Origin of the sequence: Polynucleobacter sp. MWH-UH19D (assembly GCF_040409795.1) — a bacterium.
Classification (GTDB): Bacteria; Pseudomonadota; Gammaproteobacteria; order Burkholderiales; family Burkholderiaceae; genus Polynucleobacter.
Map to the genome: position 1 here is coordinate 1,199,761 of NZ_CP099571.1, position 18,055 is coordinate 1,217,815.

Here is an 18,055-nt window from a genome sequence, read left to right on the forward strand (position 1 = left end):
TTCAGGGGCAGAAAAGCGTTAAATTGTCGAAATCAGCCTTTTTATGTATTTTTGCCATTTTTGTGGATTTTCAATAAAACTAGAACTCAAAAACAGCCTGCTCCACCCAAGCTAAAGACCTTGGCCAGGACCCCTTGCTAGACCATAAATGCCCCAGTTATTAGATAAATCCATTGAAATTCTGAGTGTCAAGCACTTGCGTGGTCCCAATATGTGGACCTACCACCCGGTCATTGAGGTGTGGATCGATATTGGAGAACTCGAGGACTACCCTTCAAACCTCATTCCAGGTTTTTATGACCGCTTGGTAAAAGCGCTCCCAAGTCTAGTTGAGCATCGTTGTAGCTATGGTGAAACTGGCGGCTTTCTCAAGCGTGTTGAGGAAGGTACTTGGCCGGCGCACATCATGGAGCACCTCACCCTTGAGCTGCAAAATCTTGCTGGAATTCCTGGTGGCTTTGGAAAAGCTCGCGATGGGGATCGTCGCGGTGTTTACAAAGTGATGGTGAGCGCGATCAATGAGGAAGTAACCCTCACCGCTTTAAAGTACGCTCGCGATCTTTATCTGGCACTTGCTCAAGACAATCAAGACTGTATCGCCTTAACCAAAGACATCATTGAAAAGTTACGTGATTTGGGTGATGACCTACTGCTAGGTCCTAGCACTGCATGTATTGTCAATGCAGCTGAAGAGCGCGGCATTCCCTCCATTCGCCTATCTGAAGGCAACTTAGTTCAATTAGGTTATGGAGCAAAGCAACGACGCATTTGGACCGCTGAAACTGATCAAACAAGTGCCATTGCAGAAACTATTTCTCGCGATAAAGATTTAACCAAAAGTCTTTTGCGAAGCGCTGGGGTTCCAACACCTGATGGTAGAACAGTTACCAGTCCAGACGATGCTTGGGAAGCGGCGCAAGATATTGGCCTACCAGTCGTGGTCAAACCAATTGATGGAAACCATGGTCGCGGCGTATTTATCAATTTGTATACCCAGCAAGAAATTGAAGCGGCTTATGCCGTAGCAATTGATGAAGGTAGCGAGGTTTTAGTTGAGCGTCATATTGTTGGAGACGAGCACCGCTTACTAGTCGTAGGCAATAAAGTCGTAGCCGCTGCCAAAGGTGAGACCGTATGGGTTACCGGCGATGGCAAACACACGGTTCATGAACTTATTCAGATTCAGATTAATTCTGATCCACGCCGTGGCACTGCTGAAGAGCACCCTTTAAATCCAGTCAGAATTGATTCTGCAGTTGAGTTGGAATTGGCGCGTCAAAAACTCACTGGCGACAGCATTCCCGCGTTAGATCAAAAAGTACTCATTCAAAGTAACGGTAATGTTGCATTTGATGTGACCGATTTAGTGCATCCTGATGTTGCGAGCCAAGTTGCACTCGCAGCTCGCGTTGTTGGTCTAGAAATTGCTGGTGTTGACCTCGTGGCACAAGATATTAGCCGTCCGCTCGCAGAACAAAACGCAGCAATTGTGGAAGTCAATGCCGGCCCTGGTCTATTGATGCACTTAAAGCCTGCAAGTGGAAAACCGCAACCTGTTGGCAAAGAGATCGCCAATCACCTCTTCCCTCCTGGTGCTGACTTCCGAGTTCCTTTGGTTGGTATCTGCGGACAAAATGGTAAGACCCCCGTTGCTGAAATGGTGGCGCACTTTTTACGTCTGACCAATGTCTATGTCGGCCTATCTTGTAGCAAAGGATTATTTTTTGGCAATCGCGCTATCCCCAACACTAACGGATCGAATTGGGAAAATGCTCGTCGCACATTATTAAACAGAGCTGTCGAAGCGGCTGTTATTGAAAACAATCACTTGTCTATGTTGATTGAAGGCTTGGCATATGATCGTTGCCAAGTGGGCGTCGTCCTTAATGTCGACCCCAAAGCCAACTTCCCTCAATACGCAATCTATGACGAAGACCAAGTCTTTAGTATTGTGCGCACACAAATTGACGTAGTTCTTCCAACTGGTGTTGGTGTACTGAACGCAGATGACGCCATGTGCGTTCAGATGGCTGAATTGTGTGATGGTGAAGTGATTTTCTTTAGCGAAAATCCAGATTCAGAAGTAATGAAAACCCATCTGCAAAATGGTGGTCGCGCAGTGCTCGTTGGCAAACAACAAATCACATTGAAATCAGGTAAGTTAGATCAAAAATCGATCCCAGTACCAAGACATTCTGAATCAAGCAGCACTACGCCTTGGAAGACGATGAATCTAGGCGCTGCGATTGCGGCTGCTTGGGCTTTGGATATTCCATTTAACGTGATTGAAGCTGGCGCTCAAACCTTTGTGTCAGACACAACAACATTAACAGGGGCTTAATTGGAAATCACTCGCATTCGCATGCTGCGCGGCCCAAATTTATGGAGTCGCCATACTGCATTAGAAGCCATTGTGACTTGTGATGTCGCTGAGCGCTCTATAGATGCCATCCCACAATTTGAGACCAAAATTCGTGAGCGCTTCCCACAACTTGGTAGCATGCGTCGCGGTGGTTTAACTGACACGCTCTCTCTGGCACATGCTCTAGAGCATGCCGCCCTTGGCTTACAAGCCCAGGCAGGTTGTCCTGTAACCTTTAGTCGCACGGTGCAAACAATTGATGAAGGCGTATATCAAGTAGTTGTTGAATACATTGAAGAAGTTGTTGGGCGTATGGCCTTTGATTTTGCCTTCGCACTGATTCAGGCTACTCTTAATAATGCCCCTTTTGACTTGGCCGCTGCTTTAGCGGAGCTCGAGGCACTCTATGAAGATGTGCGCTTAGGCCCTAGTACTGGCTCTATTGTGGATGCTGCTGTTCAACGAAACATCCCTTATCGCCGTATGACTGAAGGTAGCATGGTCCAATTTGGTTGGGGTAGTAAACAAAAACGTATTCAGGCGGCAGAAACCAGCGACACTAGCGCGATTGCCGAAGCAATTGCTCAGGATAAAGAGCTCACTAAGAACTTACTCGCTGCTGCAGGTGTCTCTGTTCCGATTGGCGAGGTAGTCACTACTGCTGATGATGCATGGCGAGCCGCACAAAAGATTGGTGGCCCCATTGTTCTCAAGCCAAAAGATGGCAATCAAGGCAAAGGGGTCGTAGCTAACATTCAAACCGAAAAAGAAGTACGCGCAGGTTTTGAGGTGACACAGGCCTTTGGTCGCGAAACCATCGTTGAGCGTTACCTGCCTGGTGCTGACTATCGCCTTTTGGTTGTGGGTAATCGCTTATCAGCAGCTGCTCGTCGTGAGCCTGCGCAAGTAGTTGGCGATGGCAAGCACACCGTTGCACAACTTGTAGAAAAAGAAAATCAAAACCCATTGCGTGGTGATGGCCATGCTACCGCCCTCACTAAAATTCGCTTTGATGATATTGCTCTAGCCCACCTAGCAAGCAATAAGCTATCACCGGAGTATGTACCCAAAGTAGGCGAGCGTGTTTTATTGCGCAATAACGCTAACTTAAGTACTGGCGGAACCGCCACCGATGTCACCGATGATGTTCACCCTGATGTTGCCGCAAGCGCAGTTGCTGCAGCTCAAATGATTGGCCTTGATATTGCTGGCGTCGATATTTTATGTGAGTCAATCTACAAACCTTTAGAGCAACAGGGTGGCGGAATTGTTGAAGTCAATGCGGCTCCTGGATTGCGTATGCACCTTAAGCCCTCATATGGTAAAGGACGTGCTGTTGGCGAAGACATCATCAATATGATGTTCCCTCCCGGTGAAGATGGTCGCATTCCGGTTGTTGCAGTCACCGGGACTAATGGCAAGACAACAACAGTTAGATTGATTTCTCATCTCTTAAGTGAAACAGGCTTACGAGTTGGTATGACTGGCACCGATGGTGTTTACATCAATCATCGACTGATTGACACTGGCGATTGCAGTGGCCCAAAGAGTGCTCGCAATGTACTCATGCATCCAGATGTAGATGCTGCGGTTCTGGAAACTGCTCGTGGCGGCTTACTACGTGAGGGCCTGGGTTTTGATCGCTGCGAAGTTGCGGTCGTTACGAATATTGGTGAAGGTGATCACTTAGGCTTGAACTACATCACCAGTGTTGAAGATTTAGCTGTTCTCAAACGTGTGATTGTGCAAAACGTTGCCCCAACTGGCGCCGCAGTACTCAATGCTGCAGACCCTATGGTTGCCAAAATGGGAGATAAATGCTCAGGCCGCGTTATCTTTTTTGCCCAAAATCAACATCACCCTGTTATCACTGCGCATCGAGCCAAAAACAAGAAGGTTATTTTCTTTGACGGCACCTATATCGTCGCCTCAAAAGGTTCGCGCGTGATGTACCGCTTCCCTGTCAGTGAAATTCCATTGACGCAAAATGGCGTCCTTGGCTTCCAGATAGAAAATGCGATGGCAGCAATTGGGGCTGCGTGGGCGCTTGGATTAGATGCAGAAAAAATTGCGCGGGGATTAAACAGTTTTGAGAGTGATCCTAATTCCGTACCAGGTCGCTTTAACCAGTTCAAACATAAAGGCGCCACTGTTATTGCTGACTATGGCCATAACCCGGATGCGATGCGCGCACTAACGAGCGCAATTGAAGCAATGAAACCCAAAAAGAGCCATGTGGTGATTAGTGGCGCAGGCGATCGACGTGATGAAGACATTCGCGATCTCACTAGAATTCTTGGCAATGCTTTTGACAATGTCATCCTCTATCAAGACGCCTGTCAGCGCGGCCGAGAAGATGGCGAAGTTCTAAAACTTCTGCAAGAAGGCTTGGTTGGAGCAACCAGGGCCAAGCAGGTAAAAGAAATTCATGGAGAGTTTTTGGCGATTGATACTGCCTTGAGTGAAGTATCTGAGGGCGACATCTGTTTAATCTTAATTGATCAGGTGGAAGAGTCATTAGCCTATCTCAAAGAGAAGGTTCAACCCTAGAAACCTGAATTAAGCCTTACTCAATAAAAACCCAATCATCTGATTGGGTTTTTACTATTGATGCCGGAAAAAACTTGAGTATTACTTAAGCATGGTAATGGCGCAAACGATCAATCTCTTCTTTCGATCCCAGCATGACTGAAACGCGCTCATGTAAATCCGTTGGTTGCAAATCCATGATTAAGTCTTTACCGTTTGTAGATGCACCACCCGCCTGCTCCACTAAGAAGCTCATTGGATTTGCTTCATACATGAGGCGCAATTTGCCTGGCTTATGTGGTTCGCGTTGATCCCATGGGTACATAAATACGCCGCCACGAGAAAGCACGCGATGCACATCAGCCACCATTGATGCAATCCAACGCATATTAAAGTCTTTTTCGCGAGCACCACCGACTCCAGCCAAGCACTCCTCAACATAGCGACGCACGGGATCTGCCCAATGACGCATATTAGACATATTGATTGCAAACTCTTTAGTTGAATGCGCAATGGTTACGGCATCTTTAATCAATAAGAACTCACCCGTTACTTTGTTCAGGGTGAACATCACTACGCCATCACCCAAGGTGAGAGCCATCGTAGTTTGAGGTCCATACACTACATACCCAGCAGCAACTTGATGGCGACCAGATAATAAGAAGTCAGAAGTTTGTAGCGGCGCTTGTGGATCTTGTTTTTTCAGAATCGAAAAAATTGTGCCAATCGAGACGTTGACATCAATATTGGATGAGCCATCAAGCGGATCAAATAACAACAGATAGTCGCCTGTGCCTTGAACAGGAACGGGTAATTCCATTTCTTCAGATGCCAAGCCTGCCAATGATTTGCAACCCTTTACACCTTCAATTAATAAGTCATTGGCAATAATGTCGAGCTTTTGCTGCACTTCACCCTGTACATTCCCCGTTCCAGCAGAACCTAGCAAGCCAATTAATGCGCCTTGAGCAACCTCATGGCTAAGCGTTGAGCAGGTGGCCACTACAGCAGCTAATAAATCTTGCAAACCATCGGGTATCGCAACCCCTTTTGGCTTGGCTGTTGCTAAATACTGCTTGAAATTAGTATGGGTAGAGGACAAAACGATTTCTCCGAAGATTTATTTGGTGCTCAAAATATGAATAAGCTCTATTTTGCCCTGTAATCCAAAAACTCAAAATTAACTACTCAAAGCCTTGCTAACAACCTCTTTAACGTCCGGTGATAGGGACTGGCAGGCTGCAACCCGCTCTAGAGCAGATTTCATTTTGTCTTGATAAGGCTGGGCAAATAAACGCCAACGATCCAAAGCTCTGGCAAGACGGGAAGCAACTTGAGGGTTGATTGGGTCGAGCGTCAAAACACTCTCAGCCCAGAAATCATAGCCGCTGCCATCAGCTTGATGAAAGCTTGCAGGATTGTTTGCGCAGAAAACATGAATCACGCTGCGAGCACGATTGGGGTTATTCAATTTAAATGCAGGGTGCTCACGCAAGCGTTTTACATCATTCAGAGCTGGCTCAAGACTATCAACGGGTGGCCTGCTAGATTGCAATGCAAACCACTTATCAATCACGAGGGCATCATCTGCAAAACGCTTGTAGAAATCCTCCAGGCATTCAGCGGCACCTTTGGCGCCATGCATAACCAACGCAGAAAGAGCGGCATAACGATCCGTCATATTGTCAGCAATCTGATATTGATTGCGTGCCATCGGCGCCCAAATGGTTGGATCTGCATCTAGCAACATACTTAAAGCTAAATTTTTAAGTGCTCGCTTTCCAGCATTTACAGCATCTGATTTAAAGGGGCCTGGAGTTTGATTTTGCTGGTAGAGCGCAGCCCACTCTAATTGCAATTGCTTTGCTAGCTCTTTACGGAAAGATCTTCGCGCAGTAAATATTTTTTGCGGGTCAACACTTGCGCACTGCTCGTACAAATAGGATTCAGCAGGCAGTGTCAACGCCAATTCTTTAAAAGCTGGATCAAGTTTGGGGTCTAGCAAGATTTCACGATAAACGTTTATTAATGCAGGATCAGGCAAGCGATTATTCAAAATCATTTGCATAGCCAGCTTTTGACCCGCTTCCCAGCGATTGAATGGATCGTCATCACTAGAGAACAGCGTCAATAAATCTTCTTCCGACTGCTCAAAGTCAATATGGATTGGAGCAGAAAAGTTTCGATTAATTGACAACACAGGACGATCATCAACCCGATCAAAGGTCCATGTTTGCGCTGGCTCTGTCAACTCTAGCAACTGCTCCACCTGATCATTAGCATCAGTAATAAGGCGTACTTTCAGTGGGATATGGAATGGCTTCTTTTCTACCTGACCGGGTGTGGGTGCACAGCTTTGGCTTAAGGTAAGGCGATATTGTTTATTAGTTGCATCGTATTGCTCTTTCACCTTCACGCGCGGTGTGCCTGCCTGGCTATACCAATTTTTAAACTGTGTTAAGTCCTTGCCATTGGCTTCGGCCATTGCCGCCAAGAAATCGTCACACGTTACCGCTTGACCATCATGGCGCTGAAAATACAGATCCATGCCTTTACGGAATCCCTCTCGACCCAGTAGGGTCTGATACATCCGCACCACTTCAGATCCTTTCTCGTAGACCGTCACGGTATAGAAGTTGTTGATTTCTTGATATTCATCTGGACGTATGGGGTGAGCCATTGGACCGGCATCTTCTGGAAACTGCAATTGACGCAATAAACGTACATCCTCAATGCGCTTAACTGCCCTACCCGACTCGCTACCCATTTGGTCAGCTGAGAACTCTTGATCCCGAAATACGGTTAAACCTTCCTTTAGCGATAACTGAAACCAATCTTGGCAAGTGACGCGATTACCCGTCCAATTATGAAAATACTCATGGGCAACAACGCTTTCAATATTGGCAAAATCCGCATCGGTAGCAGTCTCTGGTTTAGCCAATACAAACTTGGTATTAAAGATATTTAATCCCTTGTTCTCCATGGCACCCATATTGAAGTCACCAACCGCCACGATCATGAAGCGCTCAAGATCAAGCTCCAAACCAAAACGCTTCTCGTCCCAATGAATCGATGCAATTAAAGAATCCATTGCATGACGGGTCTTTTGTAAATCATGTGGCTCAACCCAAATTTGCAGTAATTTTTTTGCACCACTGCTAGTGGTAATTGTCTCTTCAATACATTCCAGTTTGCCGGCAACTAATGCAAATAGATAAGATGGTTTTGGAAATGGATCTTCCCAAGTTGCGCTATGCCAACCATTGGGTAATTTTTCTTGCTTCAACAAATTACCATTTGATAGCAATACAGGGTACCGCGCTTCAATAGCCCGCAAGGTCACCCGATAACGCGCCATCACATCGGGGCGATCTAAAAAATAGGTGATTTTTCTAAAGCCCTCTGCTTCACATTGGGTAAAGAAGTTGCCATTGGAAACATACAAGCCCATCAGACTGGTATTTTTCTCTGGAACGCACACCGAAATTATTTCAACAATAAATTTCTCTTTGCCTTCTTTTGGCAAGGAGTGAATTGTCAAAGTCTCTGGAGTCAACTCAAAATGTCGATGAGCCTCACCATTTATCCGCAAACTGACAAACTCCAGCTCTTGACCTAGCAACACCAATGGCGCGCCTAACTCAAAACCTTTGCCTGGTAAAACTTCAATTTTGCTTTTGACAATCGTACGCGCTGGATCGAGCGCTATGTCTAATTCAACCTGATCAAAGGTGTAAACGGGAGGACGATATTCGAGCCGCCGAAAGCTCTGTACTAAATCAGTTTTCATGGTCTCATTTTAAGTCCTGGGCTGATCTATTGCAGAAGCCCAGCTCTTTAATTCCAAACCAAAGTCGCCACACCAATGGCAATAAAGGTCAGAGCGGCTACACCATGCACCCACTTAATTGGCATCCGCTTGGTAAATTTTTGACCAAGCCAAACGGCTGGAGCGTTAGCCAGCATCATTCCAAGCGTAGTGCCGATTGTGACTGCAACAACATCGTCATATTTAGCCCCTAAGGCTATTGTGGCAATTTGTGTTTTATCACCCATCTCGGCCAAAAAGAACAGAGCTACAGTGAGCACAAAAACCTGAAAGGTTCGATCAACCACTTTTGAATCTGTTGCGTCATCAATATGGTCGGGCACCAATAACCATAAACCGATACCCAAGAAGCTCAATCCTAAAATCCATCTCATAACATCGGGCGAAACCAATGTCATGAGCCAATGACCCAGTAATGCAGCGCAGGCGTGATTTGCAATCGTAGCTATAAAAATGCCAGCAATAATCGCCATAGCTTGTTTTGGATAGCGGGCTGCCAACATTAAAGAAAGAAGTTGTGTTTTATCACCCATCTCAGCTAACGCAACAACGCCAGCCGAGAGGGTTACAGTAGAGAGATCCATAGACTTAATCGATTGGCTTCATCAGAATCCAAACAGTTTAAATCTCCTTCATGACTAGGTTGAGATTTCACTCCCAAGCTGATGTCATTTAGTCATAAATTAATCCCCTAGGCGAACAACTCCTCAGCCAATGCAAAATCCAATCCCTGCGCCTGAGCTACGGGCCTTGAAGTTAACACTCCCTTGTGCACACTTAAGCCATTACGCAGATGATGGTCGATTGAAAGCGCATTCATGACACCGTGATTAGCCAAAGCTTCTACATAAGGATAGGTAGCATTGGTTAAAGCAAAGGTAGATGTTCTGGCAACTGCGCCTGGCATATTCGCAACACAGTAATGCAAAACCCCATCCACTATAAATGTCGGGTCTGCATGTGTTGTTGGCCTTGAGGTTTCAAAACAGCCGCCTTGGTCAATAGCAACATCCACAATCACAGAGCCCGCCTTCATCTTTTTGACCATTTCCCGAGTTACTAGCTTTGGTGCAGCGCCGCCCGGAAGCAATACTGCCCCGATCACCACATCAGCTTCACTGACTTCCTGCTCAATCAGCAAACTGTCTGAATAGAAAGTGCGAACGCGATTGCCATAAAACTGATCAATTTGTCGCAATCGATCAATGTCACGATCAAAGATGCACACCTCAGCCCCCATACCAACGGCAATTTGCAATGCATTACGCCCTACTACCCCAGAACCAAGAATCACAACCTTCGCAGGTGATACGCCAGGAACGCCTGCCATTAAAACTCCTAATCCTCCATGAGTCTTTTCTAGATGAGTAGCTGCCGCCTGAATAGACATGCGCCCCGCCACTTCACTCATTGGAGCCAACAAAGGTAAAGCCCCATTGAACGCCGTGACAGTTTCGTATGCGATACAACTCGCGCCAGACTGAATAAGGGCTTGAGTTTGAATCGGATCTGGCGCCAAGTGAAGATAGGTAAATAGTATCTGATCTTCACGTAACATCGCACACTCTTGCGGCTGAGGCTCTTTGACTTTAACAATCATTTCAGCTTTCTTAAATACCTCAGCAGCACTGTTAATCAGCGTGGCACCAGCGATGCGATATGACTCATCACTTAGCCCTATTTGCTCGCCAGCACCTCGCTGAATTAACACAGAATGTCCCTGCTTACACAGCCCACTCACATTTCCTGGCGTTAAGCCAACCCTAAACTCATTATTTTTTACTTCCTGTGGAACACCAATAATCATTTTTATCTCCTATGAATTAAATAGACGTTGCGCTTTTGTTTTGCGATGTAACCCTACGATGTAGAACATTGCGAGATACACGCCCAGCAGACACGGGCCCAATATCAGTGCAACCCGCGCATCCTCATGAAAGCCCATCAGCACTACAACTAAACAAATAAATGCCAAAGCAAACCACGAGGAATAAGGCCACCAAGGAGCGCGATAACCAAGCTCAGCTATCTGAGCTTTTGTTAAAGAGCGTCGAAATTTCATTTGAGTAAATAGGATGGCAATCCATACCATTAGCCCAACAAAGGTAACGGCAGCCATGATGTACTGAAATGCTTTATCTGGAACAAAGTAGTTGAGCACCACCCCAGACATACAAACCCCCACTGTGGCCATGACTGCACGATGAGGAACTCCATATTTAGAAAGTTTTGCAAAAGATGCAGGGGCATAGCCATTAGCTGATAGAGCGTAAAGCAATCTGCCGCCACTAAAAATTCCTGCATTACAAGATGAGAGTGCTGCAGTAATGACGACAAAGTTGATTAACCCAGCCGCTTCACGTAAGCCAATTCGCTCGAACATCACCACGAAAGGACTGCCCTGCTGACCCACTTCATTCCATGGGAAGATCGCTAAGATAACGAGAATCGCACCCATATAGAAAATAAGAATTCGCCATGCCAAGGAATCAATTGCCATGGGAATGGTTTTTTTAGGGTTTTCCGCCTCGCCAGCAGACAGGCCAATCATCTCAATACCAACATATGCAAATAGAACCATCTGCAATGAAAGCAACATTCCCTCAAAGCCATTTGGGAAAAATCCGCCATGCTGCCAAAGATTGCTTAAGCCAATAGGCTGCCAGTTATTTGTAAAGCCAAAGAGAATGACTGAACCGCCCAAGGCAATCATGGCAACAATCGCAACAACCTTAATCAGAGCAAACCAAAACTCAAACTCGCCAAACACTTTTACAGCGATCAGATTGATTAAACCCATTAGCACAATCGAGGATAAAGCCCATATCCACTGCGGCACTTCTGGGAACCAAATTCCCATGTATATGCCAACAGCCGTCACTTCGGCAATGCCCACTACTATCCAGTAGGTCCAGTACCCCCAACCCACCATATAACCTGCTAGGGGTCCAACATAAGTATTGGCATAAGCAGCAAAAGACCCTGCTACCGGTTCATGCACAGCCATTTCACCCAAGGTGCGTAAGACGATGAAGGCGACGATTCCTGCGAGCAGATATCCCAACAGAATAGATGGACCTGCGATTTGAATAGCACTAGCGGATCCTAAAAATAAACCAACACCAATCGTTGATCCTAAAGCCATCAAACGAATGTGTCGTACTTTGAGATGGCGTTTTAAGCCAGTTTGTTCAGTCTGCAAAAGAGACCTCCTTTCGATTTTCTGTTGGCGGTTTACCAACGAGGCAAAGTCTAGGGAGGAGTTTTGGTATTCACTAGAGGGGAAAAGTTCCTAAAGTGATTTAAAGACTAAATATGAAGTTGGAAATAAAAAATTGTCTTTAAAAACAATTGCGCTCTATCAAGAATTAATTTTTACCTGCAAAAGAATCAGTAATTTCCTACAGGGAATCCCCTTAGGAATTTCTGCCGAATTGACGCAGATATATCAAAAAAGGTGAAACTATTCTTGGCCAATTAAGTTGAGAATCTCAGCAGCTGCAGCAATACCGCAAGCCGCAGTCACCATGACAGTTGAACCATAGCCAGAGCAAGCCAGCCCACCAGTTGAGGCACCAGCTCTTGGCTCATGTGAATAAATTGCTCGAATACCGATCTTATGCTTTAGATTTCTAGAGAAGCCATGGTCCTGCCTGAGCCCTTGCCGAACTTTAGCTAATAATGCATCTTGTTCGGTGCGAGATAGATCATCGCAACGAACTGCTGTAGGTTGCGTCTTGCCACCTGCGGCACCACACATCACTAAAGCGCGGTTATGCGTTTTAGCCCAAACTGATAATGCAATTTTTGTTTGTACTGAGTCGGTAGCGTCTAATACATAAGCATCGACTGGAATGATGCGACCTAAATTATCTGGCTCTAAAAATTCATCACAAACAGTTAAACGAATCTGCGGATTGATCTGCAAAATGCGCTCAGCCATTGCTTGCACTTTTGCTTTGCCATACTGCCCCTCGATGGCATGTAATTGGCGATTCGTATTACTCTCCGCAATATGATCTAAATCCACCAGAACAAGGTGGCCAATTCCAGTGCGGGCAAGTGACTCTGCCGCCCACGAGCCAACCCCACCTAGACCAGCCACTACAACAGTGGCGTTCAGAAATTTATGGCGCAGCTCCGATCCATAGAGTCTAGAGACCCCTCCAAATCGACGATCTTCGATGCTGTTTTCTTGCTTGTTTTCTGCCATAGCCTCTTTATACTGAATAAATGAACTCCATTGCCCAACTTCGCAAAAACTATACCCTTGGTCAGCTTTCGGAAACCGAAGTTCCACATCAGCCACTACCCCTCTTTCAGTTGTGGTTTGATCAAGCAATTAAAGCAGAGTGTCCTGAACCGAATTCAATGACGCTGGCCACTGCTGACGAAACAGGAAATCCATCAGCCCGTATTGTCTTACTTAAAGGCGCTGACGAAAATGGCTTTACGTTTTTTACCAACTATGAGAGCCAAAAAGGCAAGGAATTAGCCATTCGCCCGCAAGCAGCGCTTTTATTTCACTGGCATGAACTTGAGCGTCAAGTACGTATTAAAGGGATCGTTGAAAAAGTTGACGCTACTGAAAGCGATCAATACTTTCATTCACGCCCTCCAGCTTCTCGAATTGGCGCCTGGGCTTCACCTCAAAGCGCAGCTATTCCTAATCGAGAATTTCTAGAAGAAGCAGAAAAAAAGTTTAAAGCTGAATTTGGTGATAACCCACCACGCCCAAAGCACTGGGGCGGATATCGCCTGCGCCCAACAGAAATCGAGTTTTGGCAAGGACGCCCTTCTCGTCTGCACGATCGCATCCACTACCAACTCAAAGATAATCACTGGGAAATCAGTCGACTTGCTCCCTAAGCTTTACTGGGCCGGATCAATAAGACTTACTGATATTTCGGGGCAATCAAGGAATTAAATTTAGCTCTAAATTTTTCTAACTTTGGCGCCACTACAAATGCGCAATATCCTTGGTTGGGGTGCTGCTGAAAATAGTTCTGGTGATAGTCTTCGGCTGGATAGATGATTGGCGCAACATCTATTTGCGTAACAACCGAATCACGATAGGTTTTCGAATCCTCAAGTTCGCGAACCACCTCATGAGCGATTTTGACTTGTTCAGCACTATGGGCAAAAATCACTGAACGATATTGCGTACCATGATCATTGCCTTGATAGTTCAAAGTCGTAGGATCGTGAATCACAAAGAAAACCTCTAAAAGATCTCGAAAGGAGATTATCTGAGGGTCAAACTCGATATCTACGATTTCTGCATGCCCGGTATTGCCAGAGCACACCGCCTCATAAGAGGGATTTGCAATCGCACCACCAGCATAACCAGAAACAACTGTTTTTACCCCTTCGATCTGCTGATAAACGGCCTCTAAACACCAAAAACAACCGCCGCCTAAGGTTGCCCGCTCGAGCTTGGAAAGGTTTTTATCAAAGATTTCATCCATGGCTTTATCCTAATACCTTATTGGAATTCCTGCTAAACATTGATCCATTGACTAATACACCATGAATCGCTTCACCATTCAGCTTGAAGAAATTAAAGCAGCCTATGCGGCTGAACCCAATCCCACTCTCGAAGTTCGACTCGAGCGCATCGGGCGTATCGAAAAAATGATCAAGGCCAATGAAGAGAAAATATGCAAAGCCCTGACAGCAGATTTTGGCGTGCGTAACCCATCTGAAACTCGGCTTGCGGAGTTTGGAATGGTGTCTCAGGCCTGTAGGTTCGTACGCAAGAACCTAAAGGATTGGATGAGACCAGTTCAAATGGAAACGCCATCCTATTTATCTTCCTCTGAGGCATGGATTGAAAACCAATCCATTGGGGTGGTTGGCATCATTAGCGCATGGAACTACCCCATACAGTTAGCACTCCTTCCGGCAATCTCCGCACTTGCAGCAGGTAATCGTGTTTGGCTAAAACCTTCAGAACGCAGTTCACGCACCTCGGGATTTTTAGCCAGCCTTATTCAAGAATACTTTCACCCAACTGAGTTTTCTGTCAGCACTGGTGGCGTTGAGGTAGCCGAACAATTTGCCGCCCTCCCTTTTGCGCATCTTCTCTTTACAGGCTCCGAAGCGACTGGTAAAAAAGTGATGCGCGCCGCCTCCGAAAATCTGACACCCGTGACTCTGGAGCTAGGTGGCAAAACTCCAGCAATCATTGATTCCACCGCTAACCTCAAAGAGGCAGCCCAAGCAATTGCATATGGGAAATTACTCAACAATGGTCAAACCTGCATTGCGCCAGACTATGTGCTTCTGGAGGCCAATCAACAAGACGCATTCATCAAAGAATTACAAATAGCTGCGCAAGCACAATTTGGCAATCCTGATGAACTAACAGGTCCCATTGATGAGCGGCAGTTGCAATATTGGCAAAATTTACTGAGCGATGCCATCAACCGTGGCGCCAATCCTATTCCATTGCTTCAAAAATCAGGTGAAGATCAACAGCGGTTTGAGCCAGTTGCGCTGATCAATACTCCTGCAGAGGCGCGAGTGCTGCATGAAGAAATCTTTGGTCCAGTGTTACCGATTGTTGCAGTCGAAAATTCAGCTGCAGCAATTGCTTATGTCAACCAAAAACCAAATCCCTTAGCCCTTTATTGGTTTGGCAAAAACAAAAAGCATTTACAAGAAGTTTTAGAAGAGACCCGCTCTGGCGGCGTAACGGTTAATGATGTTTTCCTGCATGCTACCGTGGAGACTTTGCCATTTGGTGGAGTTGGTGCAAGCGGTATGGGCAGATATCATGGCAAGGCAGGGTTCGATAGCTTCAGTCACAAAAAATCCATCCTAGATGTTCGCGGCTTTTTGGGCACAAACCTTTTAAAAGGTACCAAACCTGCTCGTCCACCCTATGGAAAAAATACAGAGCGGTTGTTGCGACGACTAAAGTAAGTTACCAAGCGATTTGTCAGACTTAAGCCAATAACAAGCGTATTGCAAAACCAATAAATAGCATTCCGGTAATGAGCCAAAGGCCTGCTGCTAGACGCTGACGATTTTGAAAATAGTTTGAGAAATACTGGCCAGCAAATATCAAGCCGGTGAGATAGGTCATGCTCATGATTTGCAAAACGACGGCGAGATACATAAAGGTGTATGCCGGATGCGCAAAATCTGGGCGAATAAATTGCGAGAAAAATGCAATAAAGAAAAAAATCGCCTTGGGATTAGTTAAGGAGAGTGATAAAGCTGCCAGCAATGGATGCAATTGCATGAGACGCGCCTGAACTTCATAAATATTTGCTTGAGATGCTGGATTCCAGCGCTGTTGCCCACTTCGTAGCAACCCTAGACCCATCCATCCTAAGTACAAGGCCCCAGCAATTCGCACCGACTGAAATAGCACTGGCGATGAAATCAGCATCGATGCAGCACCCAATGAGACAGCAATCATCAATATTGAGTCGCCAATAAAAATTCCAATAGCACCCCAAGCGCCATATCGCCAACCTTTTTGCGTTGAAATCGCTAAAACATAAAGCGAGTTAGGGCCAGGTAACAAAATAATGAGCAAAGTTCCCAATAAATAGCTTGAGAAGTCTGCTATTCCTGCGTTTGCGGGTGATAAGAGAGCTAAAGCATGCATTTCCATTGCACCATGATAATAAATTCGGGAAAACCCTTGTAATAACGCATCTGGGCTGTCATAATGAGAGGCTTTTTAAGCAATTTGATTCATCGCCCCCAGCTATATTTCAGCGCATCGTTTAGAAGTCTTAAACACCGAAACAAAAATCGCGCTGCCGCCTGTCTGATGGTCGATGCCTTTGACCATCGCACTTCAAAAAATACATGAGTGCAACATACGGAGACATCTCTCAAAAGGAGATGTGCAATAGCATGACTTTTTCTAAAGAAACTAAACAAACTGGATCTGAATTCCAGAATTTCGCCTTAGCAGCGCCTTTACTCAAAAATATTTCTGAGCTGGGCTTTACTCAGGCAACCCCCGTTCAAGCACAGGTTATTCCTGCAGCATTAGCAGGCGGAGACCTATTGGTTAGTAGTCAAACTGGTAGCGGTAAAACTGCAGCCTTTTTGCTACCGATCATCCATCAACTCATAGAAGATAATCCTAAAAATTCTCCAATACCGGGTCGTGCACAACCAAAAATTCTTGTACTCTGCCCTACCCGCGAGTTGGCACAACAAGTTGCCGCTGATGCGGTTAATTTTGTACGCGGAATGAAGGGTATTCGGATTGCCACGATTATGGGTGGCATGCCTTACGGCAAACAAATTCAAGCCCTTAAAGGCGCCTTATTGGTAGTCGCCACTCCAGGTCGCTTGCTAGACCTATGTGATAGCAAAGCTATTCGCTTGGATGATGTGCAACAACTTGTCATTGACGAAGCAGACCGCATGCTTGACATGGGTTTTGCTGAAGATTTGGAAGCCATTGATCAACGCTGTGCTGGCCGCAAGCAAACCTTGATGTTCTCTGCAACTTTTGCACCAAAGATCATGTCTTTAGCAAATGAGTTGACTACCGATGCCAAGCGCATTGAACTGGCTCACGCCGGTGAAAAACACGCCAATATTGAACAGAAACTGCACTGGGCCGACAGTATGTCTCACAAGCATAAATTGCTTGAGCACATTTTGGCTGATGCCTCTTTGGATCAAGCGGTGGTGTTTGCAAGTACCCAGGTAGAAAGCGAAAAGATTGCAGATACTTTGCGCTCTAATGGTTATGAAGCCACTGCATTACATGGCGCAATGCCTCAAGCTGTTCGTATGCGCCGTCTTGAATCCTTACGTAAAGGTCATACCAAGATTTTGGTTGCAACCGATGTTGCTGCCCGAGGAATCGATGTGCCACGCATTAGCCACGTGATTAATTTTGGCTTACCAATGAAACCCGAAGACTACACACACCGCATTGGTCGTACTGGTCGCGCAGGTCGTAATGGTGTTGCCATTACATTGGTTGAGCACCGTGATCGCGCGAAGATTCGCAATATTGAACGCTTCACTCAGCAAGATATTGTTGCATCGGTGATCGCAGGGCTTGAGCCGCAAGCCAAACCTAACTTTGGTAGCGGCAATCGGTCTGGCGGCGGTCGATCTGGAAACCGCTCGGGCGGTGGTGGCGGTCGTTATGGCTCTGGTGCACGCTCTGAATCTCGTTTTGGCGGCAATAAAGATGGTGGAAATCGTTTTGGGGATTCTCGTCCAAGTCGTTCAGCGGACTCACGCCCTTCACGCTCTGCAGACTCTCGTCCAAGTCGACCGGCTGGCCCTCGTTTCGCCAAACCAAAGTCTGGCAGTCAACGTCGCAACTTTAGCGGCAGCTAAAC

13 protein-coding genes are annotated in these 18,055 nt (G+C 46.1%); 5 read left to right on the top strand and 8 right to left on the bottom strand.

Translation table 11 applies throughout. The annotated features are described in order from the left end of the window. Positions 1–148: 148 nt before the first annotated feature. Positions 149–2,341, top strand: a complete 2,193-nt coding sequence (cphA, locus tag NHB34_RS06080) for a cyanophycin synthetase (protein WP_353426755.1) — start codon at positions 149–151, stop codon at positions 2,339–2,341. Continuing rightward, positions 2,342–4,912: a cyanophycin synthetase gene (gene cphA / locus NHB34_RS06085; protein WP_353426756.1), complete on the top strand. Its 2,571-nt coding sequence runs from the start codon at positions 2,342–2,344 to the stop codon at positions 4,910–4,912. Positions 4,913–4,997: 85 nt separating this feature from the next. Here cphA (NHB34_RS06085) and NHB34_RS06090 read toward each other — a convergent pair whose 3' ends face one another. From NHB34_RS06090 to NHB34_RS06115, 6 genes are all read right to left on the bottom strand, one after another. Continuing rightward, a complete protein-coding gene (locus tag NHB34_RS06090) occupies positions 4,998–5,999 on the bottom strand; it encodes a class 1 fructose-bisphosphatase (RefSeq protein WP_353428558.1) in 1,002 nt (333 codons plus the stop codon). Positions 6,000–6,071: 72 nt separating this feature from the next. Then, on the bottom strand, positions 6,072–8,681 hold the full coding sequence (pepN, locus tag NHB34_RS06095; protein WP_353426757.1) for an aminopeptidase N: 2,610 nt from the start codon (positions 8,679–8,681) through the stop codon (positions 6,072–6,074). Positions 8,682–8,728: 47 nt separating this feature from the next. After that, on the bottom strand, positions 8,729–9,304 hold the full coding sequence (locus tag NHB34_RS06100) for a TMEM165/GDT1 family protein (RefSeq protein WP_353426758.1): 576 nt from the start codon (positions 9,302–9,304) through the stop codon (positions 8,729–8,731). 107 nt (positions 9,305–9,411) lie between these two features. Continuing rightward, a complete protein-coding gene (ald, locus tag NHB34_RS06105) occupies positions 9,412–10,527 on the bottom strand; it encodes an alanine dehydrogenase (RefSeq protein ID WP_353426760.1) in 1,116 nt (371 codons plus the stop codon). Positions 10,528–10,536: 9 nt separating this feature from the next. Continuing rightward, positions 10,537–11,865: an amino acid permease gene (locus tag NHB34_RS06110; RefSeq protein WP_353428559.1), complete on the bottom strand. Its 1,329-nt coding sequence runs from the start codon at positions 11,863–11,865 to the stop codon at positions 10,537–10,539. A gap of 318 nt (positions 11,866–12,183) precedes the next feature. Then, complete coding sequence (locus NHB34_RS06115) at positions 12,184–12,933, bottom strand: tRNA threonylcarbamoyladenosine dehydratase (protein WP_353426761.1); 750 nt, start codon at positions 12,931–12,933, stop codon at positions 12,184–12,186. A 20-nt stretch (positions 12,934–12,953) separates the two neighbouring features. Between NHB34_RS06115 and pdxH the strand changes: the two genes are divergently transcribed. Beyond that, complete coding sequence (gene pdxH, locus NHB34_RS06120; RefSeq protein ID WP_353426762.1) at positions 12,954–13,589, top strand: pyridoxamine 5'-phosphate oxidase; 636 nt, start codon at positions 12,954–12,956, stop codon at positions 13,587–13,589. A 26-nt stretch (positions 13,590–13,615) separates the two neighbouring features. On the opposite strand, the gene msrA is transcribed toward pdxH, so the two are convergent. Next, positions 13,616–14,188: a peptide-methionine (S)-S-oxide reductase MsrA gene (msrA, locus tag NHB34_RS06125; protein ID WP_353426763.1), complete on the bottom strand. Its 573-nt coding sequence runs from the start codon at positions 14,186–14,188 to the stop codon at positions 13,616–13,618. A gap of 61 nt (positions 14,189–14,249) precedes the next feature. Here msrA and NHB34_RS06130 point away from each other — a divergent pair, with 61 nt between their 5' ends. Next, complete coding sequence (locus NHB34_RS06130) at positions 14,250–15,647, top strand: coniferyl aldehyde dehydrogenase (protein ID WP_353426764.1); 1,398 nt, start codon at positions 14,250–14,252, stop codon at positions 15,645–15,647. Between the two features lie 22 nt (positions 15,648–15,669). Here the strand turns inward: NHB34_RS06130 and leuE are convergent, their stop codons facing one another. Next, positions 15,670–16,347, bottom strand: coding sequence for a leucine efflux protein LeuE (leuE, locus tag NHB34_RS06135; RefSeq protein WP_353426765.1), 678 nt, complete (start codon positions 16,345–16,347; stop codon positions 15,670–15,672). A 248-nt stretch (positions 16,348–16,595) separates the two neighbouring features. On the opposite strand from leuE, the gene NHB34_RS06140 reads away from it, so the two are divergent. After that, positions 16,596–18,053 carry a DEAD/DEAH box helicase gene (locus tag NHB34_RS06140; RefSeq protein ID WP_353426766.1) on the top strand — a complete coding sequence of 486 codons (1,458 nt, stop codon included), beginning with the start codon at positions 16,596–16,598 and terminating at the stop codon, positions 18,051–18,053. The last annotated feature ends 2 nt before the right edge of the window (positions 18,054–18,055 follow it).

Bases quoted from the DNA above. Each gene is read 5' to 3' on its own strand.
- NHB34_RS06100 (WP_353426758.1), bottom strand. From the start codon at position 9,304: ATGGATCTCTCTACTGTAACCCTCTCGGCTGGCGTTGTTGCGTTAGCT.
- NHB34_RS06110 (WP_353428559.1), bottom strand. From the start codon at position 11,865: ATGGCTTTAGGATCAACGATTGGTGTTGGTTTATTTTTAGGATCCGCT.
- pepN (WP_353426757.1), bottom strand. From the start codon at position 8,681: ATGAAAACTGATTTAGTACAGAGCTTTCGGCGGCTCGAATATCGTCCT.
- leuE (WP_353426765.1), bottom strand. From the start codon at position 16,347: ATGGAAATGCATGCTTTAGCTCTCTTATCACCCGCAAACGCAGGAATA.
- NHB34_RS06140 (WP_353426766.1), top strand. From the start codon at position 16,596: ATGACTTTTTCTAAAGAAACTAAACAAACTGGATCTGAATTCCAGAAT.
- pdxH (WP_353426762.1), top strand. From the start codon at position 12,954: ATGAACTCCATTGCCCAACTTCGCAAAAACTATACCCTTGGTCAGCTT.
- NHB34_RS06115 (WP_353426761.1), bottom strand. From the start codon at position 12,933: ATGGCAGAAAACAAGCAAGAAAACAGCATCGAAGATCGTCGATTTGGA.
- NHB34_RS06130 (WP_353426764.1), top strand. From the start codon at position 14,250: ATGAATCGCTTCACCATTCAGCTTGAAGAAATTAAAGCAGCCTATGCG.
- msrA (WP_353426763.1), bottom strand. From the start codon at position 14,188: ATGGATGAAATCTTTGATAAAAACCTTTCCAAGCTCGAGCGGGCAACC.
- ald (WP_353426760.1), bottom strand. From the start codon at position 10,527: ATGATTATTGGTGTTCCACAGGAAGTAAAAAATAATGAGTTTAGGGTT.
- cphA (WP_353426755.1), top strand. From the start codon at position 149: ATGCCCCAGTTATTAGATAAATCCATTGAAATTCTGAGTGTCAAGCAC.